Genomic DNA, 17,414 nt, shown 5'->3' with positions numbered 1-17,414 from the left:
TGCCAACCTCCGGAGTGCACGGCGGGCCCGCTCGCCGTGCACCCTTCCGTACGCGGACGACGCCGACGACGGCGTCCCCGCCCACGCACCGCTGACCGCCGCTCCGCGCGGCTGAGGGAGCTGACGATGGCGAAGCCAGCCGACACCAGGACCGCCGGTCGCAAGCCGGTGGCGAAGGCCACCCGCAGCGCGGCGGAGACCGAGAAGATCCGGGGTGCCCTGGCGGCACGGCGGGACGAGCTGAACGCCGAGTACGATCAGACGCTGAGCGAGATCACCGAGCTGCAGCGCGACCGGCTGACCGACTCGGCCGGGGACGACCAGGCCGACACCGGGACCAAGACGTTCGAGCGGGAGCAGGAGATCTCTCTCGCCAACAGCATCAAGGAACGGATCACGCAGGTCGAGCGCGCGCTGGAGCGCCTCGACGAGGGTGGCTACGGCTGGTGCGAGCGGTGCGGCAACCCGATCCCGGTGGAGCGGCTCGCCGCGTTCCCGTCGGCCACCCTCTGCGTGACGTGCAAGCAGCTGGAGGAGCGGCGCTGACCACCGCTCCCCGGCGGCCGTACGGCAGACGGTGACCACGCCGTCGCAAGCGTCGATGGGGAGCAGATGACCGCAGCACCGCCCGCCGGGGCCGGCACCACCGAGTCGGGCGCCGGCACGCCCCGCCGCAAGGCCGTCGGCCTCCTGCTCGGCGTGTCCCTGTTCTCGCTGCTGGCGGATCTCGGCACGAAGCAGCTCGCGCTCGCCGAGCTGACCGGCCGGGAGCCGGTGTCGCTGCTCGGCGGTGCGGTCTACCTCAGCCTCACCCGCAACAGCGGCGCGGCCTGGAGCATCGGCTCCGACCACACCTGGGTCTTCCCGATCATCACGTTCGTGGTGATCGGGTGGATCACGTGGATGGCGCTGCGGCTGCGCTCGCTGCCGTGGGCGGTGTCGCTGGGCCTGGTGCTGGGCGGCGCGCTCGGCAATCTGATCGACCGGATCTTCCGTGCGCCCGGACACTTCGTCGGCCATGTGGTCGACATGATCAGCCTCTTCGACCCGTACGGCCAGGTCTGGCCGGTGTTCAACCTGGCCGACAGCTCACTGGTGTGCGGCGTGGTGCTCGCGGTCTTCCTGGAGCTGACCGGCCGGCAGCGCGACGGCTCCCGGCTGCGCGACGAGAAGCGCGACGACGCCGCCCCGGCCGAGCAGCGGGAGAGCGCGTGACCTCCGCGTTCGCCGCCGGCGGCGACACCCGTTCCCTGCCCGTACCGGACGGCCTGGACGGCATGCGCCTGGACCAGGCCGTGTCCCGCCTGCTCGGGCTCTCCCGTACCGCCGCTGCCGGCCTGATCGACGCGGGCGACGCGCTCGTCGACGGCGTGGCCCGGCCCAACTCGTACAAGGTCAAGGCGGGTTCGTGGCTGGAGGTCACGCTGCCCGCGCCGGCCGCGCCGCCCGCCGTGGTGCCGCAGGCCGTGCCCGGCCTGACAGTGGTGTACGCCGACGACGACATCGTGGTGGTCGACAAGCCGGTCGGGGTGGCGGCGCACCCGAGCCCGGGCTGGACCGGCCCCACGGTGATCGGCGGGCTGGCCGGCATCGGCCACCGGATCTCCACCAGCGGCGCCGCCGAGCGGCAGGGCGTGGTGCACCGGCTCGACGTGGGCACCACCGGGATCATGGCGGTGGCCAAGAGCGAGCGCGCGTACACCGCGCTGAAGCGGGCCTTCAAGTACCGCGAGGTGGAGAAGCGCTACCACGCCGTGGTGCAGGGCCACCCGGACCCGCTGCGCGGCACCATCGACGCGCCGATCGACAGGCACCCGCACCACGACTACCGCTGGGCCGTGGTCTCCGGCGGCAAGCCGAGCATCACCCACTACGACACGCTCGAGGCGTTCCCCGCCGCCAGCCTGCTCGACGTGCGGCTGGAGACCGGGCGTACGCACCAGATCCGGGTGCACTTCTCCAGCATGCGGCACCCCTGTGTGGGCGACCTGACCTACGGCGCGGACCCGACGCTGTCGGCCCGGCTGGGGCTGTCCCGGCAGTGGCTGCACGCCCGCTCGCTGAGCTTCGCGCACCCGGGCACCGGCGACGAGGTGACCTTCGTCAGCGAGTACCCGGACGACCTGGCCCGGGCGCTGGAGATCCTGCGCGACTGACGTGAGCGACGACGCCGCGCCGCCTCGCCGGTCCCGGTCCGCCGCGCTGACCTGGGTCGCGCTGGCCTGCGCGCTGGTGGTGCTCGTGGTGGCGGTGGCGCAGCGGCGGGACCGCCCGGTGAGCGACCGCACCGTGGGCGAGGTGACCCGGGTCGGTGTGACCGACGGCGTGAGCATCCCGGCGTACCTGCGCGCCGCCGGGGACGAACTGGCCCGCCTCGACGCGCCCGACGGCTACGCGCTCGTCTCGTTCGACGGCTACCTGACCCCGGCGCGGGCGGCCGCCGCGCTGGACGGCACGCGGGTCTCGGCGGTGGTGGCACGGGTGCCGCTGCCCGGCCGGCAGACCGAGATCGTCCGGATCGCGGCGCTGACCCTGCCCCGGGACGTGGTGGCCGGGATGGCCGGCGTCGCGACGCGCAAGGACCGGGAGGTCGCGGACTACCGGTCCCGCGCCGCCGCCACCGCCGATCCGGAACTGCGCCGGGTGTACGACAGCGGCGCCGAGGTCGCCGCCCGCGAGGCGGAGGCGTACCGGACGGGCTGCGCCTGCGTCTACGCCGCGGTCGTCAGTGCCCGGCCGGACGCCCTGCGCGCGCTCGCCGGTCGTCCGGGCGTACTGGTGGTGGACCCGGCGCCGGAGGTGACACGTCCGGATCGGACCGTGTTCACCCCGCCGCTTCCCGAGCAGCGCGACGTGGTCCGGCCGCCGGCCGACACCGGGTCGGCGGAGGCAGGCGGAATGGGCGATTCGTCGGAAGCCGCACGGACGGTGAGCGGACCTTCACCCACCGCCCCCGGGTCCGTCGCCGGCTCCCGGGCACCCAATCCCGCTCCCACCTCCTGAGACATCGGGGCACACGGCGACCGGGCCGATCCCACGGTGCGGCGGGCCACCGGGCGATGTGCGGCGCGGGGAGTGGTCCGAATAGGGTTTCGTTCGTAGCCTGTCAGGCGGAGATCGATGGGCTGGGGGAGGGCGAATCCTTGGACGGCAGCGAGACCGGCTGGGGTCGGCAGGGCGAGCCGGCACCGCGGTGGCGGGCGCTGCTCGACCGGGCCCGGCTCGGCGGTCGCGGCGCGGAGCACGCCGACGCCGACCGGCACGTCGAGGAGCAACCGGCGCCGCCGCCCGACCCGCTGCCCCGCCGTGGCGCGGGCACCGGGTGGACCGGCCGCGCCACCGCCGTCGGCCGCGCCCCCGACGGGTCGTACGGCGCCGAGCCCGCTTACCGGGCCGAGGCCACGTTCCGGGTCGACCCGGCCTTCCGCGCCGACCCCCGGCACGACGGCGAGCCGGCCTACCAGGCCGAACCGGCGTACCGCAGCGACCCCGAGCCGTCCTGGCGCGCCGGGCAGCCCTACCCGCCCGACCCGGCCCGGCGCGCCGACCCGTCGGTCGCGCCCGACCCGCGCCCCGAGCAGCCGTTCACCGCCGAGCCGCGCCCGGAGCCGTCCTGGCGTCCCGGCCCGGCCCGTCCGGAGCCGCGCGGCCGGGCCGAGACGCCGGCCGAGTCCCGGTACTCCCTTCTCGACGGCGGCTACCGGCCCGCGCCGCCGCCGCCCGAGTCCCGCTACGCGCTGCTCCACCGGGGCCGCTACCGGCCGGACACGCCGCCCGCCCCGGAGCCGGTGGTGCCCGCGCCCCGCCGCCCGCTGGAGGGCCGATCCGGCCGGGTCGACGCGGCCCAGGTGCAGTGGCGCGCCCCGGAGCCGGACCCGGAACTGGAACGGGCCACCGGCGTGCTGCGCCGCGAGCTGGGCACCCCGCGGGTGCTCGCCTTCGCCAACCCCAAGGGCGGGGTGCACAAGACCACAGCCACAGTGCTCGCCGCCGCGACTGTGGGCAGCGTCCGCGGGCGCGGCGTGCTCGCCTGGGACGACAACGAGCTGCGCGGCACGCTCGGTCTGCGGGCCGGCAGCGCCCGGCACGCCCGCACCATCCGCCACCTGATCCACGACCTGGCGCAGATCGAGATCCTTGAGGGCAACACGCTGCTGTCGCACCTCGACGACTACCTGCGGCATGCCTCCGACGGCTCGTACGACGTGCTGGCCGGCGAGGAGAGCCCGCGCTTCGCCCAGCGGCTCGACCAGTTCACCGTCAAGCGGGTGCTGGAGCTGCTGCGCCGCACCCACGAGGTGGTCTGCGTGGACACCGGCAACAACGTGGAGAGCCCGAACTGGCGCACCGTCATGCAGGCCGCCGACCAGCTCGTGGTGACCACCGTGCCGCGCGAGGACGCGGCGTTCAGCGCGGACTGGATGCTCGACCTGCTGCACGAGGTGGGCATGGGCGAGCTGGCCGACAACGCGGTCACGCTGATCTCCTGCCCGACGCCGGGGCGTACCTCGTTGCAGGACGACCTGGAACGGCACTTCGCCACCCGGACCCGGGCGGTCGCCGTGGTGCCCTACGACCCGGCGCTGGAGACCGGCTCCTCGATCGAGTACCACCAGCTCCAGGCCGAGACCCGCGACGCCTGGCTCAAGGCGGCAGCGGTGATGCTGGAACCGTTCGCGCGCTGAGCGCCGACCACCGCCCCGCGCCGTGCCCGGGCCTGAGAGGATCAACGGGTGAGTCCGGACACCCCTGAGCCCGAGCGGGCGCGCGAGCGCACCGACGGCACCGACGCGCGTACCGGCGACGCGTGGCCCGAGCGCGAGCAGCCGCCCGGCTGGCCCGGTGGCCTGCCGGTACCCGCCGGCACGCCGGTCACCGCGCCCGGCGCCGACCCGCTGGCGGGGCACCCCGGCGTGGTGGCGGAGCTACCAGGCGCCGGGACCACCCGGTCCGGCCGCCCGCTGCTCACCGCGCTCGGCGTGGTCGCGCTGCTCACCGCGCTCGGCGTGCCGCTGGGGCTGCTGTGGGCGTGGGCGGCGCCCGCCACCCCGGTACGACAGACCCCCGCGGGCGCTGTCTACGCGACCACGCAGCCGGAGCAGCCGATCGCCGCGGACGGCTGGTTCAGCCTCCTGACGCTCGGCTTCGGCGTGCTCGCCGCGATCGCCCTGTGGGTGCTGCTGCGCCGCCGGCGCGGCCCGGCCGGGCTGCTCGCGGTGACGCTCGGCGGTCTCGGCGCGGCAGTGGCGGCCTGGCAGGTCGGCCGCCGGATCGGGCTGTCGACGTTCCAGCGGCTGGTGGAGACCGCGCCGCCGGGCACCGCCTTCACCAAGCCCGTCGACCTGCGCGCCGGCGGCGTCGACTGGTACGGTCCGCTGCCGGTGCCGCACGGGAACCTGCTGCTCGCCGCGTTCGGCGCGGCGGTCACGTACACGCTGCTGGCCGGCTGGTCGCGGTGGCCGTCGCTGCGGCCGGAGCCGGAGCCCGACGCGGCCTGGCCGCCCCCGCCCGGGTTCAGTTCGGCGCCGGGGGACCAGCCAGCTCGCTGAGCGGCACCGGCACCGCCCGCACCTGCCGCAGCAACGCCGTCTCCCGGTTGAGCAGGCGCAGCTCGGCGCGCAGCCGGCCGGCGGTGTCGTCGACGGCGAGCAGCCGCTGCCGGTCGGCGACGGTCAGCGCGGCGGTCGCGGCCACCAGGTGCGACAGGACCGTCGGATCCTCCGGCAGCTGCTCGGTGATCTCCTGCTGGTCCGGCCGGATCAGGCCCAGATAGTGCCGGAACACCGAGATCACCCGGGCCGCCAGCAGGTCGGCGACCTCGTCCGGGCCGTCCGGCTCCGGCAGCCACTCCACCTCGGCGGTCAGGTAGGGCTCGGCGGAGTCGTCGACGTCGGCGACCCGGAACCGCCGCCGCCCCACTGTGACGATGTCGAAGCCTCCGTCGGCCAGCTCGGTGACCTGCCGCAGCTCGGCGGTGCAGCCGACCTCGTGCAGCGTGACCTCACCGCCGGCCGGCCCGGAACGCCCCGGCGGCCCGGCCGGCGCGACCTCCCAGCCGGCCTGGATCGCCACCACGCCGAACTCGCGCGGCGCGCCCTCGGGCAGCCCCACGAGGTGACGCACCAGCGCCTTGTAACGCTCCTCGAAGATGTGCAGCGGAAGGACCAGCCCGGGGAAGAGGACGGTCCCGAGCGGGAACACCGGCAGCCGTGCGCTCACGTGATCGAGCGTATCGCCAACGCGCCCGCCCGCGCGTGTCCCGGCTCACCGTCCCGGCGTGCGGGCGGCCCCGGCCGGTGACACCGGCGGCGGCCTAGACTCGCAGGCGTGCTGAATCGGATCGACCTGCGTGGCGGGGCCCGTGACCCGCGCCGCCTGCTGCCCCGTGCCCAGCTCGACGTCTCCGTGGCGGTCGAGCGGATCCGCCCGCTCGTGGAGGCGGTCCGGGACCATGGGTACCAGGCGATCCGGGAGGCGAGCGAACGGTTCGACGGCGTCTCCCCGGAGCGGCTGCGGGTGCCGGTCGAGACGATCCGCGCCGCCGAGGGCGAGCTGGACCCGCAGGTACGCGCCGCGCTGCTGGAGTCGATCACCCGGGCCCGCAAGGTACACGCCGACCAGCGCCGTACCGACCACACCACGACGGTGGTGCCCGGCGGCACGGTGACCGAGCGGTGGGTGCCGGTCGACCGGGTCGGTCTCTACGTGCCCGGCGGCCTGGCCATGTACCCGTCGACGGTGGTGATGAACGTGGTCCCGGCCCAGGCGGCCGGGGTGCGCTCCCTGGTGGTGGTGAGCCCGCCGCAGAAGGACGAGGACGGGCTGCCGGACCGCCGGGTCCTCGCGGCCTGCGCGCTGCTCGGCGTGGACGAGGTGTACGCGGTCGGCGGCGCCCAGGCGGTCGCCATGCTCGCGTACGGCGCGGGCGTCGACCCGGCCGGGGACGAGCGCTGCGAGCCGGTCGACATGATCACCGGTCCGGGCAACATCTGGGTCACCGCCGCGAAGCGGCTGCTGCGCGGCGTGGTCGGCATCGACGCCGAGGCCGGCCCGACCGAGATCGCGATCCTGGCCGACGACACCGCCGACCCGGCGCACGTCGCAGCCGATCTGATCAGCCAGGCCGAGCACGACCCGCTCGCCGCGAGCGTGCTTGTCACCCCGTCCACGGCGCTGGCCGACGCGGTCGACTCGGAGCTGGCCCGGCAGGCGCCGGCGGCCAAGCACGCCGAGCGGATCGGCACCGCGCTGCGCGGCGAGCAGAGCGGCGTGGTCCTGGTCGACGACCTGGAGGCGGGGCTGCGGGTGGTCGACGCGTACGCGGCCGAGCATCTGGAGATCCAGACCGAGGACGCCCGCGACTGGGCGCTGCGGGTGCGCAACGCCGGGGCGGTGTTCGTGGGCGCCTGGTCGCCGGTGTCGCTCGGCGACTACTGCGCGGGCTCCAACCACGTGCTGCCCACCGGCGGCTGCGCCCGGCACTCCTCCGGCCTGTCCGTGCAGTCCTTCCTGCGCGGCGTGCACCTGGTCGAATACACGCGGGACGCGCTGCGCGACGTGGCGCCGCACGTGGTCACGCTGGCGACGGTGGAGGACCTGCCGGCGCACGGCCAGGCGGTCAGCGTCCGGTTCCCCGGGGGCGGCGCGTCGTGACCACGCTCGACGACCTGCCGATCCGCGACGACCTGCGCGGGCGGACGCCGTACGGGGCGCCGCAACTCGACGTGCCGGTGCGGCTGAACACCAACGAGAACTCCTACCCGGTGCCCGAGCCGGTGGTGGAGGCGATCGGCAAGGCGGTCGCCGCCGAGCTGCGCGACCTCAACCGCTACCCGGACCGGGACGCGGTGGCGCTGCGCGCCGACCTGGCCGCCTACCTGGGGCACGGGCTCACCGCCGACCACGTGTGGGCGGCGAACGGCTCCAACGAGATCCAGCAGCAGCTGCTCCAGGCGTTCGGCGGTCCCGGGCGCACCGCGCTCGGCTTCGCCCCGGCGTACTCGATGCACCCGCTGCTGGCGCTCGGCACCGGCACCCGGTGGGTGCCCGCCCGGCGCGGCGAGGACTTCGGGCTCACCGCCGGCGAGGCGGCGGCCCAGGTCCGCGAGCACCGGCCGGACGTGGTGTTCCTCTGCTCGCCGAACAATCCGACAGGCACCGCGCTCGACCCGGCGGTGGTCGCCGCCGTGCTGGACGAGGCGCCCGGCATGGTGGTCGTGGACGAGGCGTACGCCGAGTTCGCCCGGCCCGGCACGGTGAGCGCGCTGGCGGTGCTGCCAGGCCACCCGCGGCTGGTGGTGACCCGCACCATGAGCAAGGCGTTCGGGTTCGCCGGCGGCCGGCTCGGCTACCTGGCCGCCGACCCGGCGGTGGTGGACGCGGTGCAGCTGGTCCGGCTGCCTTACCACCTCTCCGCGCTCACCCAGGCCGCGGCCCGGGCGGCGCTGGTGCACCGGGACGCCCTGCTCGGCACCGTGGCCGCGATCATGGAGCAGCGGGACCGGATCGTCGCCGAGCTGCGCGCCCGGGGCCACCGGGTGGCCGACAGCGACGCCAACTTCGTGCTGTTCGCCGTCGAGGGGGACCAGGCGCTGGCCTGGCGTACCCTGCTCGATGCCGGTGTGCTGGTGCGCGACGTCGGCCTGCCCGGCTGGCTGCGCGTCACCGCCGGAACCCCGACCGAGACCGACGCCTTCCTCACCGCGATGGAGACAGTTTCATGAGCCGGATCGCCCGGATCGAGCGGGTCACCAACGAGACGAAGGTGCTCGTCGAGATCGACCTCGACGGCACCGGCAAGGCCGACATCGAGACCGGCGTCGGCTTCTACGACCACATGCTCAACCAGATCGCCCGGCACGGCGGCTTCGACCTGACCGTGCACACAGTCGGCGACCTGGAGATCGACGCGCATCACACGATGGAGGACACGGCGCTCGCGCTGGGCGCCGCGTTCGACCGGGCGCTGGGTGACAAGGCCGGCATCCGGCGGTACGGCTCGGCGACGGTCCCGATGGACGAGGTGCTGGTCCGGGCCGCGGTGGACCTGTCCGGCCGTCCGTACGTGGTGCACGACGAGCCGGCGCTGGCCCCGTACATCGGGCCGGTCTACCCGACGAGCATGACCCGGCACATCTGGGAGTCGTTCGGCCAGTCGGCCCGGATCACGCTGCACGTGGACGTGCTGCGCGCGGCCCGTCCCGGCGGCCACCCGGACGCGCACCACGTGGTCGAGGCGCAGTTCAAGGCCGTCTCCCGCGCGCTGCGCGAGGCCACCGCGATCGATCCGCGTAACGCCGGTGTGGTGCCGTCGACGAAGGGTGCCCTCTAATGAAGGTGCTGCCCACTCTTCTGCTGATCCTGGCCGGCCTGCTGGTCGGCGGGACGTGGTCGCTGCTCAAGCAGGGCGCCCCCCGCGCCGCTGTGGTGATCACCGGCCTGCTGGCCCTGCTGGCGACCGTCGCCGGGGTGCTCTGGCTGCTGCCGGGGGAGAGCTGATGGCACGGGTGGTGGTGCTCGACTACGGCTCGGGCAACCTGCGCTCGGCCGAGCGCGCGGTGGCGCGGGCCGGCGCCGACGTGACAGTCACCGACGACCTGGCCGCCGCCGCGTCGGCCGACGGCCTGGTGGTGCCGGGCGTGGGCGCGTTCGCCGCGTGCATGGCCGGGATCGAGGCGCTGGGCGCCGGGCCGGTCATCGCCGACCGGGTCGCCGCCGGACGGCCGGTGCTGGGCATCTGCGTCGGCATGCAGATCCTCTTCGGGCACGGCGAGGAGCACGGCGTGGTCACCAAGGGGCTCGGGCTGCTGCCCGGCGGGGTGACCCGGCTGCCCGCGCGGCGGCTGCCGCACATGGGCTGGAACACCGTGCGCCCGCCGGCCGGCTCGACGCTGTTCGCCGGGCTGCCCGAGGGCACCCGGTTCTACTTCGTCCACTCCTACGGGGTGACCGACCCGGCGGCGCCGGCCGAGGCGGGCGCCACGGTGACCACCGCGCACCACGGCGCGGACTTCGTCGCGGCGGTGGAGCGGGGGCCGCTCTCGGCCACGCAGTTCCACCCGGAGAAGTCCGCCGACGCCGGTGCCGCGCTGCTGCGCAACTGGCTCGGCACGCTGTGACCGGCCCGCGGGCGTCCGCGTGAGCAAGGAGCGGGCCCGCCGCCGCGCGGAGCGCGAGGCCGAGCAGGAGCGGGCGCGCGCCGTCCGCGCCCGCCGGGTGGCGCGCCGGGAACGGCGTCGTTCCCTGGTACGCCGGCTGACGCCGTCGCCGCGTCGCGGCCGTACCGGCCGGCTGCGCCGGCACACCCGCCGTGAGCGGGCGACGATCCTGGTGCTCACCGCGGTGGCGGTGGTGGCCATCTGGAGTCTGGTGGACGACCTCGCGCTGCGGCTGGTGCTGGTCGTGTTGTTGTTGCTGGTCCTGCCCGCGATCGTGGTGATCGCGCTGGACCGTCGTTGAGGATCCGAGGAGAGAAGCGTTGAGCCTCACCCTGTTGCCCGCCGTGGACGTCGCCGACGGCCAGGCCGTCCGGCTCGTGCAGGGCGCCGCCGGTAGCGAGACCGCGTACGGCGACCCGCTGGACGCGGCTCTGGCCTGGCAGTCCGACGGCGCGGAGTGGATCCACCTGGTCGACCTGGACGCCGCGTTCGGGCGGGGCTCCAACGCCGCGCTGCTCGCCGAGGTGGTCGGCAAGCTGGACGTGCGGGTGGAGCTGTCCGGCGGCATCCGTGACGACGAGTCGCTGCGGGCGGCGCTCGGCACGGGGGCGGCCCGGGTCAACATCGGCACCGCCGCGCTGGAGGACCCGCAGTGGTGCGACCGGATCTGCGGCGAGTACGGCGACCGGGTGGCGATCGGGCTGGACGTGCGCGGCCGTACCCTGTCGGCGCGCGGCTGGACCCGCGACGGCGGTGACCTCTACGAGGTGCTGGCCCGGCTCGACGCCGCGGGCGCGGCGCGGTACGTGGTCACCGACATCACCAAGGACGGCACCATGCGCGGGCCCAACCTGGACCTGCTGCGCGAGGTGTGCGCCCGCACCGGCGCCCCGGTGATCGCCTCCGGCGGTGTGTCCACGCTGGACGACCTGCGGGCGCTGGCCACGCTGGAGCCGGTGGGCGTGGAGGGCGTGATCGCCGGCAAGGCGCTCTACGCGGGCGCGTTCACCGTCGCCGAGGCGCTGGCGACGCTGCGGGCCGGCGCGTGACGGCCGAGCCGTCCGCCGACGCCGGGGTGGTGACCCGGCTCGGCTCGGGCGGCCCGTGGGAGGCGCTGTACGGCTACTCGCGGGTGGTCCGGGCCGGTTCACTGGCGATCACGGCCGGCTGTACGTCCACTGTCGATGGCCGGGTCGCGCACGCCGGTGACGCAGCGGCGCAGACCGCGCAGGCGATCCGGATCGGCCTGGACGCGCTGGCCGAGGTCGGTGCCGGGCCGGGGGACGTGGTGCGGACCCGGATGTACGTGACGGACCGGATCTACGCCGACGAGGTGGGCCGGGCGCACAACGCGGTGTTCGGCCCGGTGCGGCCGGTGGCGACGATGGTGGTGGTGGCCGGGCTGATCGACCCGGATCTCCTGGTCGAGGTCGAGCTGGAGGCGTACCTCCCGGAGCGCTGACCGCCGCCGGGGTGACCGGCGCCGCACCGCTCCGCGCCTCGATGAGTTGTGCACAACTTAATTGCGCGCTAGCGTTCTGGACGTGACCGATGATCTGGTACTGAGCCGGCAGGTGTGCTTCGCGCTCTACGCGGCGTCGCGCGGCCTGACCGACGTCTACCGGCCCATCCTCGACGAGCACGGGCTGACCTACCCGCAGTACCTGGTGCTGCTGGTGCTCTGGGAGCACGACGACGACGCCCCCACGGTCTCCGAGCTCGGCGCTGCGCTCCGGCTCGACTCCGGCACACTCTCCCCGCTGCTCAAGCGGCTGGAGGCGGCCGGTCTGGTGGTGCGTACCCGATCGGCGGCGGACGAGCGCCGGGTCGAGGTGGGCCTCACCGACCGGGGCCGGGCGCTGCGGGAGCGGATGGGTGACGTGCCGCGCCGGGTGGCCACCGCCACCGGACTCTCCGAGGCCGAGCTGGTCTTCCTCCACGGCATCCTCACCCGGGTCACCGAGACGATCCACCGACAGAAGGAGCAGTGACATGCAGGTGCTCTACACCGCCTCCGCCCGCGCCACCGGCGACGGCCGCGACGGTCACGTCCGGACCTCCGACGGCACGGTCGAGCTGGACCTCGCCGTACCGAAGGAGATGGGTGGCGCCGGCGGCGCGGCCAACCCGGAGCAGCTCTTCGCGGCCGGCTACGCGGCCTGCTTCCACTCCGCGCTGCGCGTGGTGGCCCGCCAGGCCAAGGCGGACGTCGCCGGCTCGGTCGTCGAGGCCGAGGTGGGCATCGGCCCGAACGGCAGCGGCGGTTACGGCCTCGCCGTGACGCTCGTGGTGGACCTGCCCGCTGTCGAGCGCGCGGCCGCCGAGCAGCTCGTCGACGCGGCCCACCAGGTGTGCCCCTACTCCAACGCGACCCGTGGCAACGTCGAGGTGACGCGCACGGTCCGCGGGGCCCTGTGAGCACGAGGAGTGCAGCGCAGCGGAGCCCCGCAGTGCGAGCCGGGGAGGTTCTGTGAGCACGAGGAGTGCAGCGCAGCGGAGCCCCGCAGTGCGAACCGAGGAGGTTCTGTGAGCATGAGGAGTGCAGCGCAGCGGAGCCCCGCAGTGCGAACCCGGGAGGTCTAGTGAGCGAGGCGAGCGTCAACAGGGAGATCCACCTGGCGTCCCGGCCGGACGGCTGGCCGACGCCGGAGAACTTCCGGCTGGTCACCACCGAGGTGCCGACGCCGGGCCCGGGACAGGTCGTGGTCCGCAACCGGTTCATGTCCGTCGACCCGTACATGCGCGGGCGGATGAACGACGTCGAGTCGTACGTGCCGCCGTTCGCGCTCGACGCCCCGCTGGACGGCGGCGCGATCGGTGAGGTGGTGGCCGGCGAGGCCAGTGGCGTCAAGCCCGGCGACACGGTGCTGCACGGGCTCGGCTGGCGCGAGTACGCGCTGGTGGACGCCAAGGGTGTGCGCAAGGTCGATCCCGGCCTCGCGCCGGTCACCGCGTACCTGGGCGTGCTCGGCATGACCGGGCTGACGGCGTACGCCGGGCTGCTCGACGTGGCGGCGATGAAGCCGGGGGAGACCGTGTTCGTCTCCGGCGCGGCCGGCGCGGTGGGCAGCATGGTCGGGCAGATCGCGAAGCTGCGCGGCGCCGGCCGGGTGATCGGCAGCGCCGGGTCCGCGGCGAAGGTGGAACGACTCACCGCGCTCGGCTTCGACGCCGCCTTCGACTACCACGACGGCCCGGTGCACAAGCAGCTCAAGGCCGCCGCCCCGGACGGCGTCGACGTGTACTTCGACAACGTCGGCGGCGACCACCTGGAGGCCGCGATCGGGGCGATGAACCTGCACGGCCGGGCCGCCGTCTGCGGCATGATCGCGCAGTACAACGCCACCGAGCCGCCCGCCGCGCCGCGCAACCTGGCGCTGGTGATCGGCAAGCGGCTGACGCTGCGCGGCTTCCTCGTCGGTGACCACGGCCACCTGCGGGAGCAGTTCGTGCAGGAGGTGGCGGGCTGGCTGCGGGAGGGCCGGCTGTCGTACGACGAGACGATCGTCGACGGCATCGAACAGGCCCCCGAAGCGTTCCTCGGCCTGCTGCGCGGCGAGAACCTCGGCAAGATGCTGGTCCGTCTCTGACCGGCGCGAACGCACTCCACAGCGGGCGGTGGTGACCGGCCTCACCGGCGGGTCACCACCGCCCGCGCGTTCGTTAGGCTCGGGGGATGACGGTGGCGGTACGGGTCATCCCGTGTCTGGACGTGGACGCCGGGCGCGTGGTCAAGGGGGTCAACTTCCTCGACCTGCGCGACGCCGGCGACCCGGTGGAGCTGGCGGCGGCGTACGACCGGGCCGGTGCGGACGAGCTGACCTTCCTCGACGTCACCGCGTCGTCCGGCGACCGGGGCACCATGCTCGACGTGGTGCGGCGCACAGCCGAGTCGGTCTTCATCCCGCTGACCGTGGGCGGCGGTGTCCGCCGGGTCGCCGACGTCGACACGCTGCTGCGCGCCGGTGCGGACAAGGTCGGCGTGAACACCGCGGCCATCGCCCGGCCGGAGCTGATCGCCGAGATCGCCGACCGGTTCGGCCGGCAGGTCCTGGTGCTCTCGCTGGACGTGCGCCGCGCACCGGACGGCACGACGCCGAGCGGTTTCGAGGTGACCACGCACGGCGGCCGGCGGGGCACCGGGCTGGACGCGGTCGAGTGGGCGGCGCGCGGCGCCGGGCTGGGCGCGGGCGAGATCCTGCTCAACTCGATGGACGCCGACGGCACCAAGGCCGGGTTCGACCTGCCGCTGATCCAGGCGGTCCGCGAGGTGGTCGACGTGCCGGTGATCGCCAGCGGCGGCGCGGGCGAGGTGGCCCACTTCCCGCCGGCCGTCGGCGCCGGGGCGGACGCGGTGCTCGCGGCGAGCGTCTTCCACTTCGGGGAACTCACCGTCGGCGAGGTCAAGGACGCGCTGCGCGGCGCGGGCCACCCGGTGCGCTGAGGCGGCCGTCACTGCCGGCCGGAGTGCCCCTCGGGCGAGCGGCGCGGCATCGGGATCGACCGGACCACGTACTCCTGCACGGCGGCGGCGTGGTCGTCCTCGTCGAGGTGCCACTCGGACTCGGCGGGCGGGTGCCGCCGGGTCAGCACGCCCTGCACCGTGTCCACTGTGGTGCCGAGACCGGCGCTGGGCCGGGTGCGCCAGAGCCGCTCACCGTCCGGGGTGACCCGGAACCAGCCGTCGGCGACGCTGACCAGGCCCGCGCCGACGAGCCGCCGGACCGCACCCTCCACCTCGTGCCGTTCCGGGATGGCCTGGTTGAGATGGTCGGCTGTGGAGAGGACGTCGGCCAGCCGTACGCCTTCGGGGCGGCGTGTCGCGGCGGCCCGCCGGTGCCGGCCGGCGCCACTGGCGATGACCAACGCGACGAAGATCCAGGCGTCGCTCCAACGCCATCCGTTCTCCCCCATGCAGGAATGATGCCCGGCCGCGACGGCGGAGGAAACACCTGGTTTCCGGGTTGTGCGTCGTCGCAGCTCAGCGCGTTGCGGTTCGTACCGGGCCGTGGCGGCCGGCCCGGCTGCGGTCACGTAGCGTACGCACCGGCCGCCGGCCGTGCGGGCAGCGCGAAGACCGGGATGAAGAACTGGGCCAGCGGGCCGATGGTGAGCGCGTACGCCACCGTGCCGAGACCGACGGTGCCGCCGAGCAGCCAGCCGAGCGCCAGCACGGTGATCTCGATGACGGTGCGGACCAGCCGGACCGAGAAGCGGGGGTGGCGGGCGACGAAGCCGGTCATCAGCCCGTCGCGCGGGCCGGGGCCGAGCCCGGCGCCGAGGTAGAGGCCGGTGGCGGCGCCGTTGGCGACGATCCCGGCGACGAGCAGCGCGACGCGTGCCGGCATGCCCTCCCCGGGCGGCAGCACGGTCAGGGTGGCGTCGACGACCAGTCCGATCACCACGACGTTGCTGACCGTGCCGAGGCCGGGCCGCTGCCGCAGCGGGATCCAGAGCAGCAGCACGACGGCTCCGACGGCGATGGTGACGGTGCCGAAGGACAGCCCGGTCTGCCGGGCGAGCCCCTGGTGGAACACGTCCCACGGGTCCAGTCCCAGCTCCGACCGGATCATCAGCGCCATGCTCACGCCGTAGAGGACCAGCCCGGCGTAGAGCTGGGTGAGCCGCCGCACCGGCCGGTGCCGGAGATTGCCAAGCTGTGCCATGCGTGCCACCCTAGGGGCCAATCACGGCTCTCAAGGGTGCCAATTTCGGAGGTGTGGCCATGACCAGCCAGGTTCGCGGCGTCCAATTGGCGCGACTCCTCGGCCAGTGGCACGCCCTTCCGGGCCGCCGGCGCAGCCCCGACTACGCCGCGCTCGCCGGCGCCGTCCGCGGGTTGCTCGCCGACGGGCGGCTGCCTCTCGGGGTACGCCTGCCGGCCGAGCGGGAGCTGGCCGAGGCGCTGCGGATCAGCCGGACCACCGTCACCGCCGCGTACCGGGAACTGCGGGAGAGCGGCCACCTGGCCAGCCGCCGGGGCGCGGGGAGCTGGACCATGCTGCCCGGCGGGCACCGGGTGGCCAGCACCGGGCTGTGGACGCCGCTCGACGACCGCGACATGATCGACCTCGGCGTGGCCGCGCTGTCCGCGCCCCCGCAGCTCGTCCCCGCCGCCCGCGCCGCGGCCGAGGACCTGCCCCGCTACCTCGGCGGCGCCGGCTACCACCCGACCGGCATCATCGAGCTGCGCGAGGCGGTGGCCCGCGCCTACACCGAACGCGGTCTGCCCACCAGCCCCGAGCAGATCATGGTCACCAGCGGCACCCAGCACGCGCTGGACCTGGTGCTGCGGCTGGCCCTGTCGCCCGGGGGCGCCGTGCTCGTCGAGTCGCCCACCTACCCCAACGCGCTGGCCGCGCTGTCCGCCCGGCGGGCCCGGATCGCCACGCACGGCCTGTCCGACGAGGGCTGGGACGCCGAACTTCTGCTCGGCAGCCTCCGGCAGACCCGGCCGAAGCTCGCGTACGTGATCCCCGAGTTCCAGAACCCGACCGGCCACCTGATGGCCGCCGACCTGCGCGAGCGGCTGGTCGGCACGGCCCACGCGGCCGGCACCGACCTGGTGGTCGACGAGTCCTTCGTCGACCTGCCGCTGGACGACACCACGCTGCCGCCGCCGGTGGCCGTCTTCGACAGGCACTCCCGGGTGATCAGCATCGGCGGCATGAGCAAGCCCTACTGGGGCGGGCTGCGGATCGGCTGGGTCCGCGCCTCCGCGCCCCAGGTGCAGCGGCTGGCCGCGGCCCGGGTCGGGGTGGACATGGCCAGCCCGGTCCTCGACCAGCTCGTCGCCGTGCACCTGCTCGCCGAGGCACCGGCCATCGTGGCCGCCCGCCGGGCCCAGCTCGTCGCCCAGCGGGACGCCCTGGTCGCGGCGCTCGCCGACCGGCTGCCCGACTGGCGGGTACGCGTACCGAGCGGCGGCGTCACGCTCTGGGCCGAGCTGGACGGCCCGATCTCCAGCGCGCTGGCCCGCGCGGCCGAGGAGGTCGGCGTACGGCTGGCACCCGGACCCCGGTTCGGCCTGGACGGGACGCTGGAACGGTTCCTGCGGCTGCCCTTCACGCTGCCCGCCGACGAGCTGGTGGAGGCGGTCGGGCGTCTCGCGGCGGTCCGCTACGACCTGGACCGCACCAGCCGGCCGCAGTGGCGGGAGCCGAGCGTCATCGCCTGAGCGGGCGGGGCCCGTTCCGGTGGTGAACGGGCCGAACGGCGGCTGCGGGACGGGCGGTGCCCGCAGACTGCCCGGGTGGG

Annotated in this window: 22 protein-coding genes; 19 read left to right on the top strand and 3 right to left on the bottom strand. The window is 75.0% G+C overall.

Features of this window, described 5'->3' with window-relative positions:
* Positions 1 to 126: 126 nt before the first annotated feature.
* From O7622_RS24935 to O7622_RS24910, 6 genes are all read left to right on the top strand, one after another.
* Positions 127 to 546, top strand: a complete 420-nt coding sequence (locus O7622_RS24935) for a TraR/DksA C4-type zinc finger protein (RefSeq protein WP_282310596.1) — start codon at positions 127 to 129, stop codon at positions 544 to 546.
* A gap of 66 nt (positions 547 to 612) precedes the next feature.
* Positions 613 to 1,215: a signal peptidase II gene (gene lspA, locus O7622_RS24930; RefSeq protein WP_282310595.1), complete on the top strand. Its 603-nt coding sequence runs from the start codon at positions 613 to 615 to the stop codon at positions 1,213 to 1,215.
* Positions 1,212 to 2,156 carry an RluA family pseudouridine synthase gene (locus O7622_RS24925; protein WP_013287589.1) on the top strand — a complete coding sequence of 315 codons (945 nt, stop codon included), beginning with the start codon at positions 1,212 to 1,214 and terminating at the stop codon, positions 2,154 to 2,156. The genes lspA and O7622_RS24925 overlap by 4 nt, the downstream gene beginning before the upstream one ends.
* Position 2,157: 1 nt before the next feature.
* Positions 2,158 to 3,003, top strand: a complete 846-nt coding sequence (locus O7622_RS24920; protein ID WP_282310594.1) for a hypothetical protein — start codon at positions 2,158 to 2,160, stop codon at positions 3,001 to 3,003.
* A 140-nt stretch (positions 3,004 to 3,143) separates the two neighbouring features.
* Positions 3,144 to 4,685, top strand: coding sequence for an ATPase (locus O7622_RS24915; protein ID WP_282310593.1), 1,542 nt, complete (start codon positions 3,144 to 3,146; stop codon positions 4,683 to 4,685).
* A 48-nt stretch (positions 4,686 to 4,733) separates the two neighbouring features.
* Positions 4,734 to 5,549: a DUF2567 domain-containing protein gene (locus O7622_RS24910; RefSeq protein ID WP_282310592.1), complete on the top strand. Its 816-nt coding sequence runs from the start codon at positions 4,734 to 4,736 to the stop codon at positions 5,547 to 5,549.
* On the opposite strand, the gene O7622_RS24905 is transcribed toward O7622_RS24910, so the two are convergent.
* Positions 5,515 to 6,219: an LON peptidase substrate-binding domain-containing protein gene (locus O7622_RS24905; RefSeq protein WP_282310591.1), complete on the bottom strand. Its 705-nt coding sequence runs from the start codon at positions 6,217 to 6,219 to the stop codon at positions 5,515 to 5,517. The two genes, O7622_RS24910 and O7622_RS24905, sit on opposite strands and share 35 nt — an antisense overlap.
* A 108-nt stretch (positions 6,220 to 6,327) precedes the next feature.
* Between O7622_RS24905 and hisD the strand changes: the two genes are divergently transcribed.
* The 12 genes from hisD (at position 6,328) to hisF (ending at position 14,601) form a co-directional block, all read left to right on the top strand.
* Positions 6,328 to 7,653 carry a histidinol dehydrogenase gene (hisD, locus tag O7622_RS24900; protein ID WP_282310590.1) on the top strand — a complete coding sequence of 442 codons (1,326 nt, stop codon included), beginning with the start codon at positions 6,328 to 6,330 and terminating at the stop codon, positions 7,651 to 7,653.
* Positions 7,650 to 8,723, top strand: a complete 1,074-nt coding sequence (locus tag O7622_RS24895; protein ID WP_282310589.1) for a histidinol-phosphate transaminase — start codon at positions 7,650 to 7,652, stop codon at positions 8,721 to 8,723. The genes hisD and O7622_RS24895 overlap by 4 nt, the downstream gene beginning before the upstream one ends.
* On the top strand, positions 8,720 to 9,331 hold the full coding sequence (hisB, locus tag O7622_RS24890) for an imidazoleglycerol-phosphate dehydratase HisB (protein ID WP_013287582.1): 612 nt from the start codon (positions 8,720 to 8,722) through the stop codon (positions 9,329 to 9,331). Before O7622_RS24895 ends, hisB begins: the two co-directional genes overlap by 4 nt.
* Positions 9,331 to 9,498 (top strand): hypothetical protein, encoded by a 168-nt coding sequence (locus O7622_RS24885; protein WP_200905264.1) that lies wholly within the window; start codon positions 9,331 to 9,333, stop codon positions 9,496 to 9,498. Before hisB ends, O7622_RS24885 begins: the two co-directional genes overlap by 1 nt.
* Positions 9,498 to 10,118 carry an imidazole glycerol phosphate synthase subunit HisH gene (gene hisH, locus O7622_RS24880; protein WP_282310588.1) on the top strand — a complete coding sequence of 207 codons (621 nt, stop codon included), beginning with the start codon at positions 9,498 to 9,500 and terminating at the stop codon, positions 10,116 to 10,118. The genes O7622_RS24885 and hisH overlap by 1 nt, the downstream gene beginning before the upstream one ends.
* A gap of 19 nt (positions 10,119 to 10,137) precedes the next feature.
* Complete coding sequence (locus O7622_RS24875; protein WP_216928255.1) at positions 10,138 to 10,458, top strand: hypothetical protein; 321 nt, start codon at positions 10,138 to 10,140, stop codon at positions 10,456 to 10,458.
* A 19-nt stretch (positions 10,459 to 10,477) separates the two neighbouring features.
* Positions 10,478 to 11,206 carry a bifunctional 1-(5-phosphoribosyl)-5-((5-phosphoribosylamino)methylideneamino)imidazole-4-carboxamide isomerase/phosphoribosylanthranilate isomerase PriA gene (gene priA, locus O7622_RS24870; RefSeq protein WP_282310587.1) on the top strand — a complete coding sequence of 243 codons (729 nt, stop codon included), beginning with the start codon at positions 10,478 to 10,480 and terminating at the stop codon, positions 11,204 to 11,206.
* Complete coding sequence (locus O7622_RS24865; RefSeq protein ID WP_282310586.1) at positions 11,203 to 11,619, top strand: RidA family protein; 417 nt, start codon at positions 11,203 to 11,205, stop codon at positions 11,617 to 11,619. The genes priA and O7622_RS24865 overlap by 4 nt, the downstream gene beginning before the upstream one ends.
* 82 nt (positions 11,620 to 11,701) lie before the next feature.
* Positions 11,702 to 12,148: a MarR family transcriptional regulator gene (locus O7622_RS24860; RefSeq protein WP_282310585.1), complete on the top strand. Its 447-nt coding sequence runs from the start codon at positions 11,702 to 11,704 to the stop codon at positions 12,146 to 12,148.
* 1 nt (position 12,149) lies between these two features.
* Positions 12,150 to 12,575: an organic hydroperoxide resistance protein gene (locus O7622_RS24855; protein ID WP_282310584.1), complete on the top strand. Its 426-nt coding sequence runs from the start codon at positions 12,150 to 12,152 to the stop codon at positions 12,573 to 12,575.
* Between the two features lie 164 nt (positions 12,576 to 12,739).
* The gene (locus tag O7622_RS24850; RefSeq protein ID WP_282310583.1) at positions 12,740 to 13,747 is read left to right on the top strand and encodes an NADP-dependent oxidoreductase; all 1,008 of its coding nucleotides are present in this window, start codon (positions 12,740 to 12,742) and stop codon (positions 13,745 to 13,747) included.
* A gap of 86 nt (positions 13,748 to 13,833) precedes the next feature.
* Positions 13,834 to 14,601, top strand: a complete 768-nt coding sequence (hisF, locus tag O7622_RS24845; protein ID WP_282310582.1) for an imidazole glycerol phosphate synthase subunit HisF — start codon at positions 13,834 to 13,836, stop codon at positions 14,599 to 14,601.
* Between the two features lie 8 nt (positions 14,602 to 14,609).
* Here hisF and O7622_RS24840 read toward each other — a convergent pair whose 3' ends face one another.
* Positions 14,610 to 15,071, bottom strand: a complete 462-nt coding sequence (locus O7622_RS24840; RefSeq protein WP_013287572.1) for a hypothetical protein — start codon at positions 15,069 to 15,071, stop codon at positions 14,610 to 14,612.
* A gap of 116 nt (positions 15,072 to 15,187) precedes the next feature.
* Positions 15,188 to 15,823 (bottom strand): hypothetical protein, encoded by a 636-nt coding sequence (locus tag O7622_RS24835; protein ID WP_282310581.1) that lies wholly within the window; start codon positions 15,821 to 15,823, stop codon positions 15,188 to 15,190.
* A gap of 59 nt (positions 15,824 to 15,882) precedes the next feature.
* On the opposite strand from O7622_RS24835, the gene O7622_RS24830 reads away from it, so the two are divergent.
* A complete protein-coding gene (locus O7622_RS24830; RefSeq protein WP_282310580.1) occupies positions 15,883 to 17,334 on the top strand; it encodes a PLP-dependent aminotransferase family protein in 1,452 nt (483 codons plus the stop codon).
* Positions 17,335 to 17,414: the final 80 nt, after the last annotated feature.

This window comes from Micromonospora sp. WMMD1076, from assembly GCF_029581475.1.
Classification (GTDB): Bacteria; Actinomycetota; Actinomycetes; order Mycobacteriales; family Micromonosporaceae; genus Micromonospora; species Micromonospora aurantiaca.
This window is presented reverse-complemented; position numbering and strand designations above follow the sequence as displayed.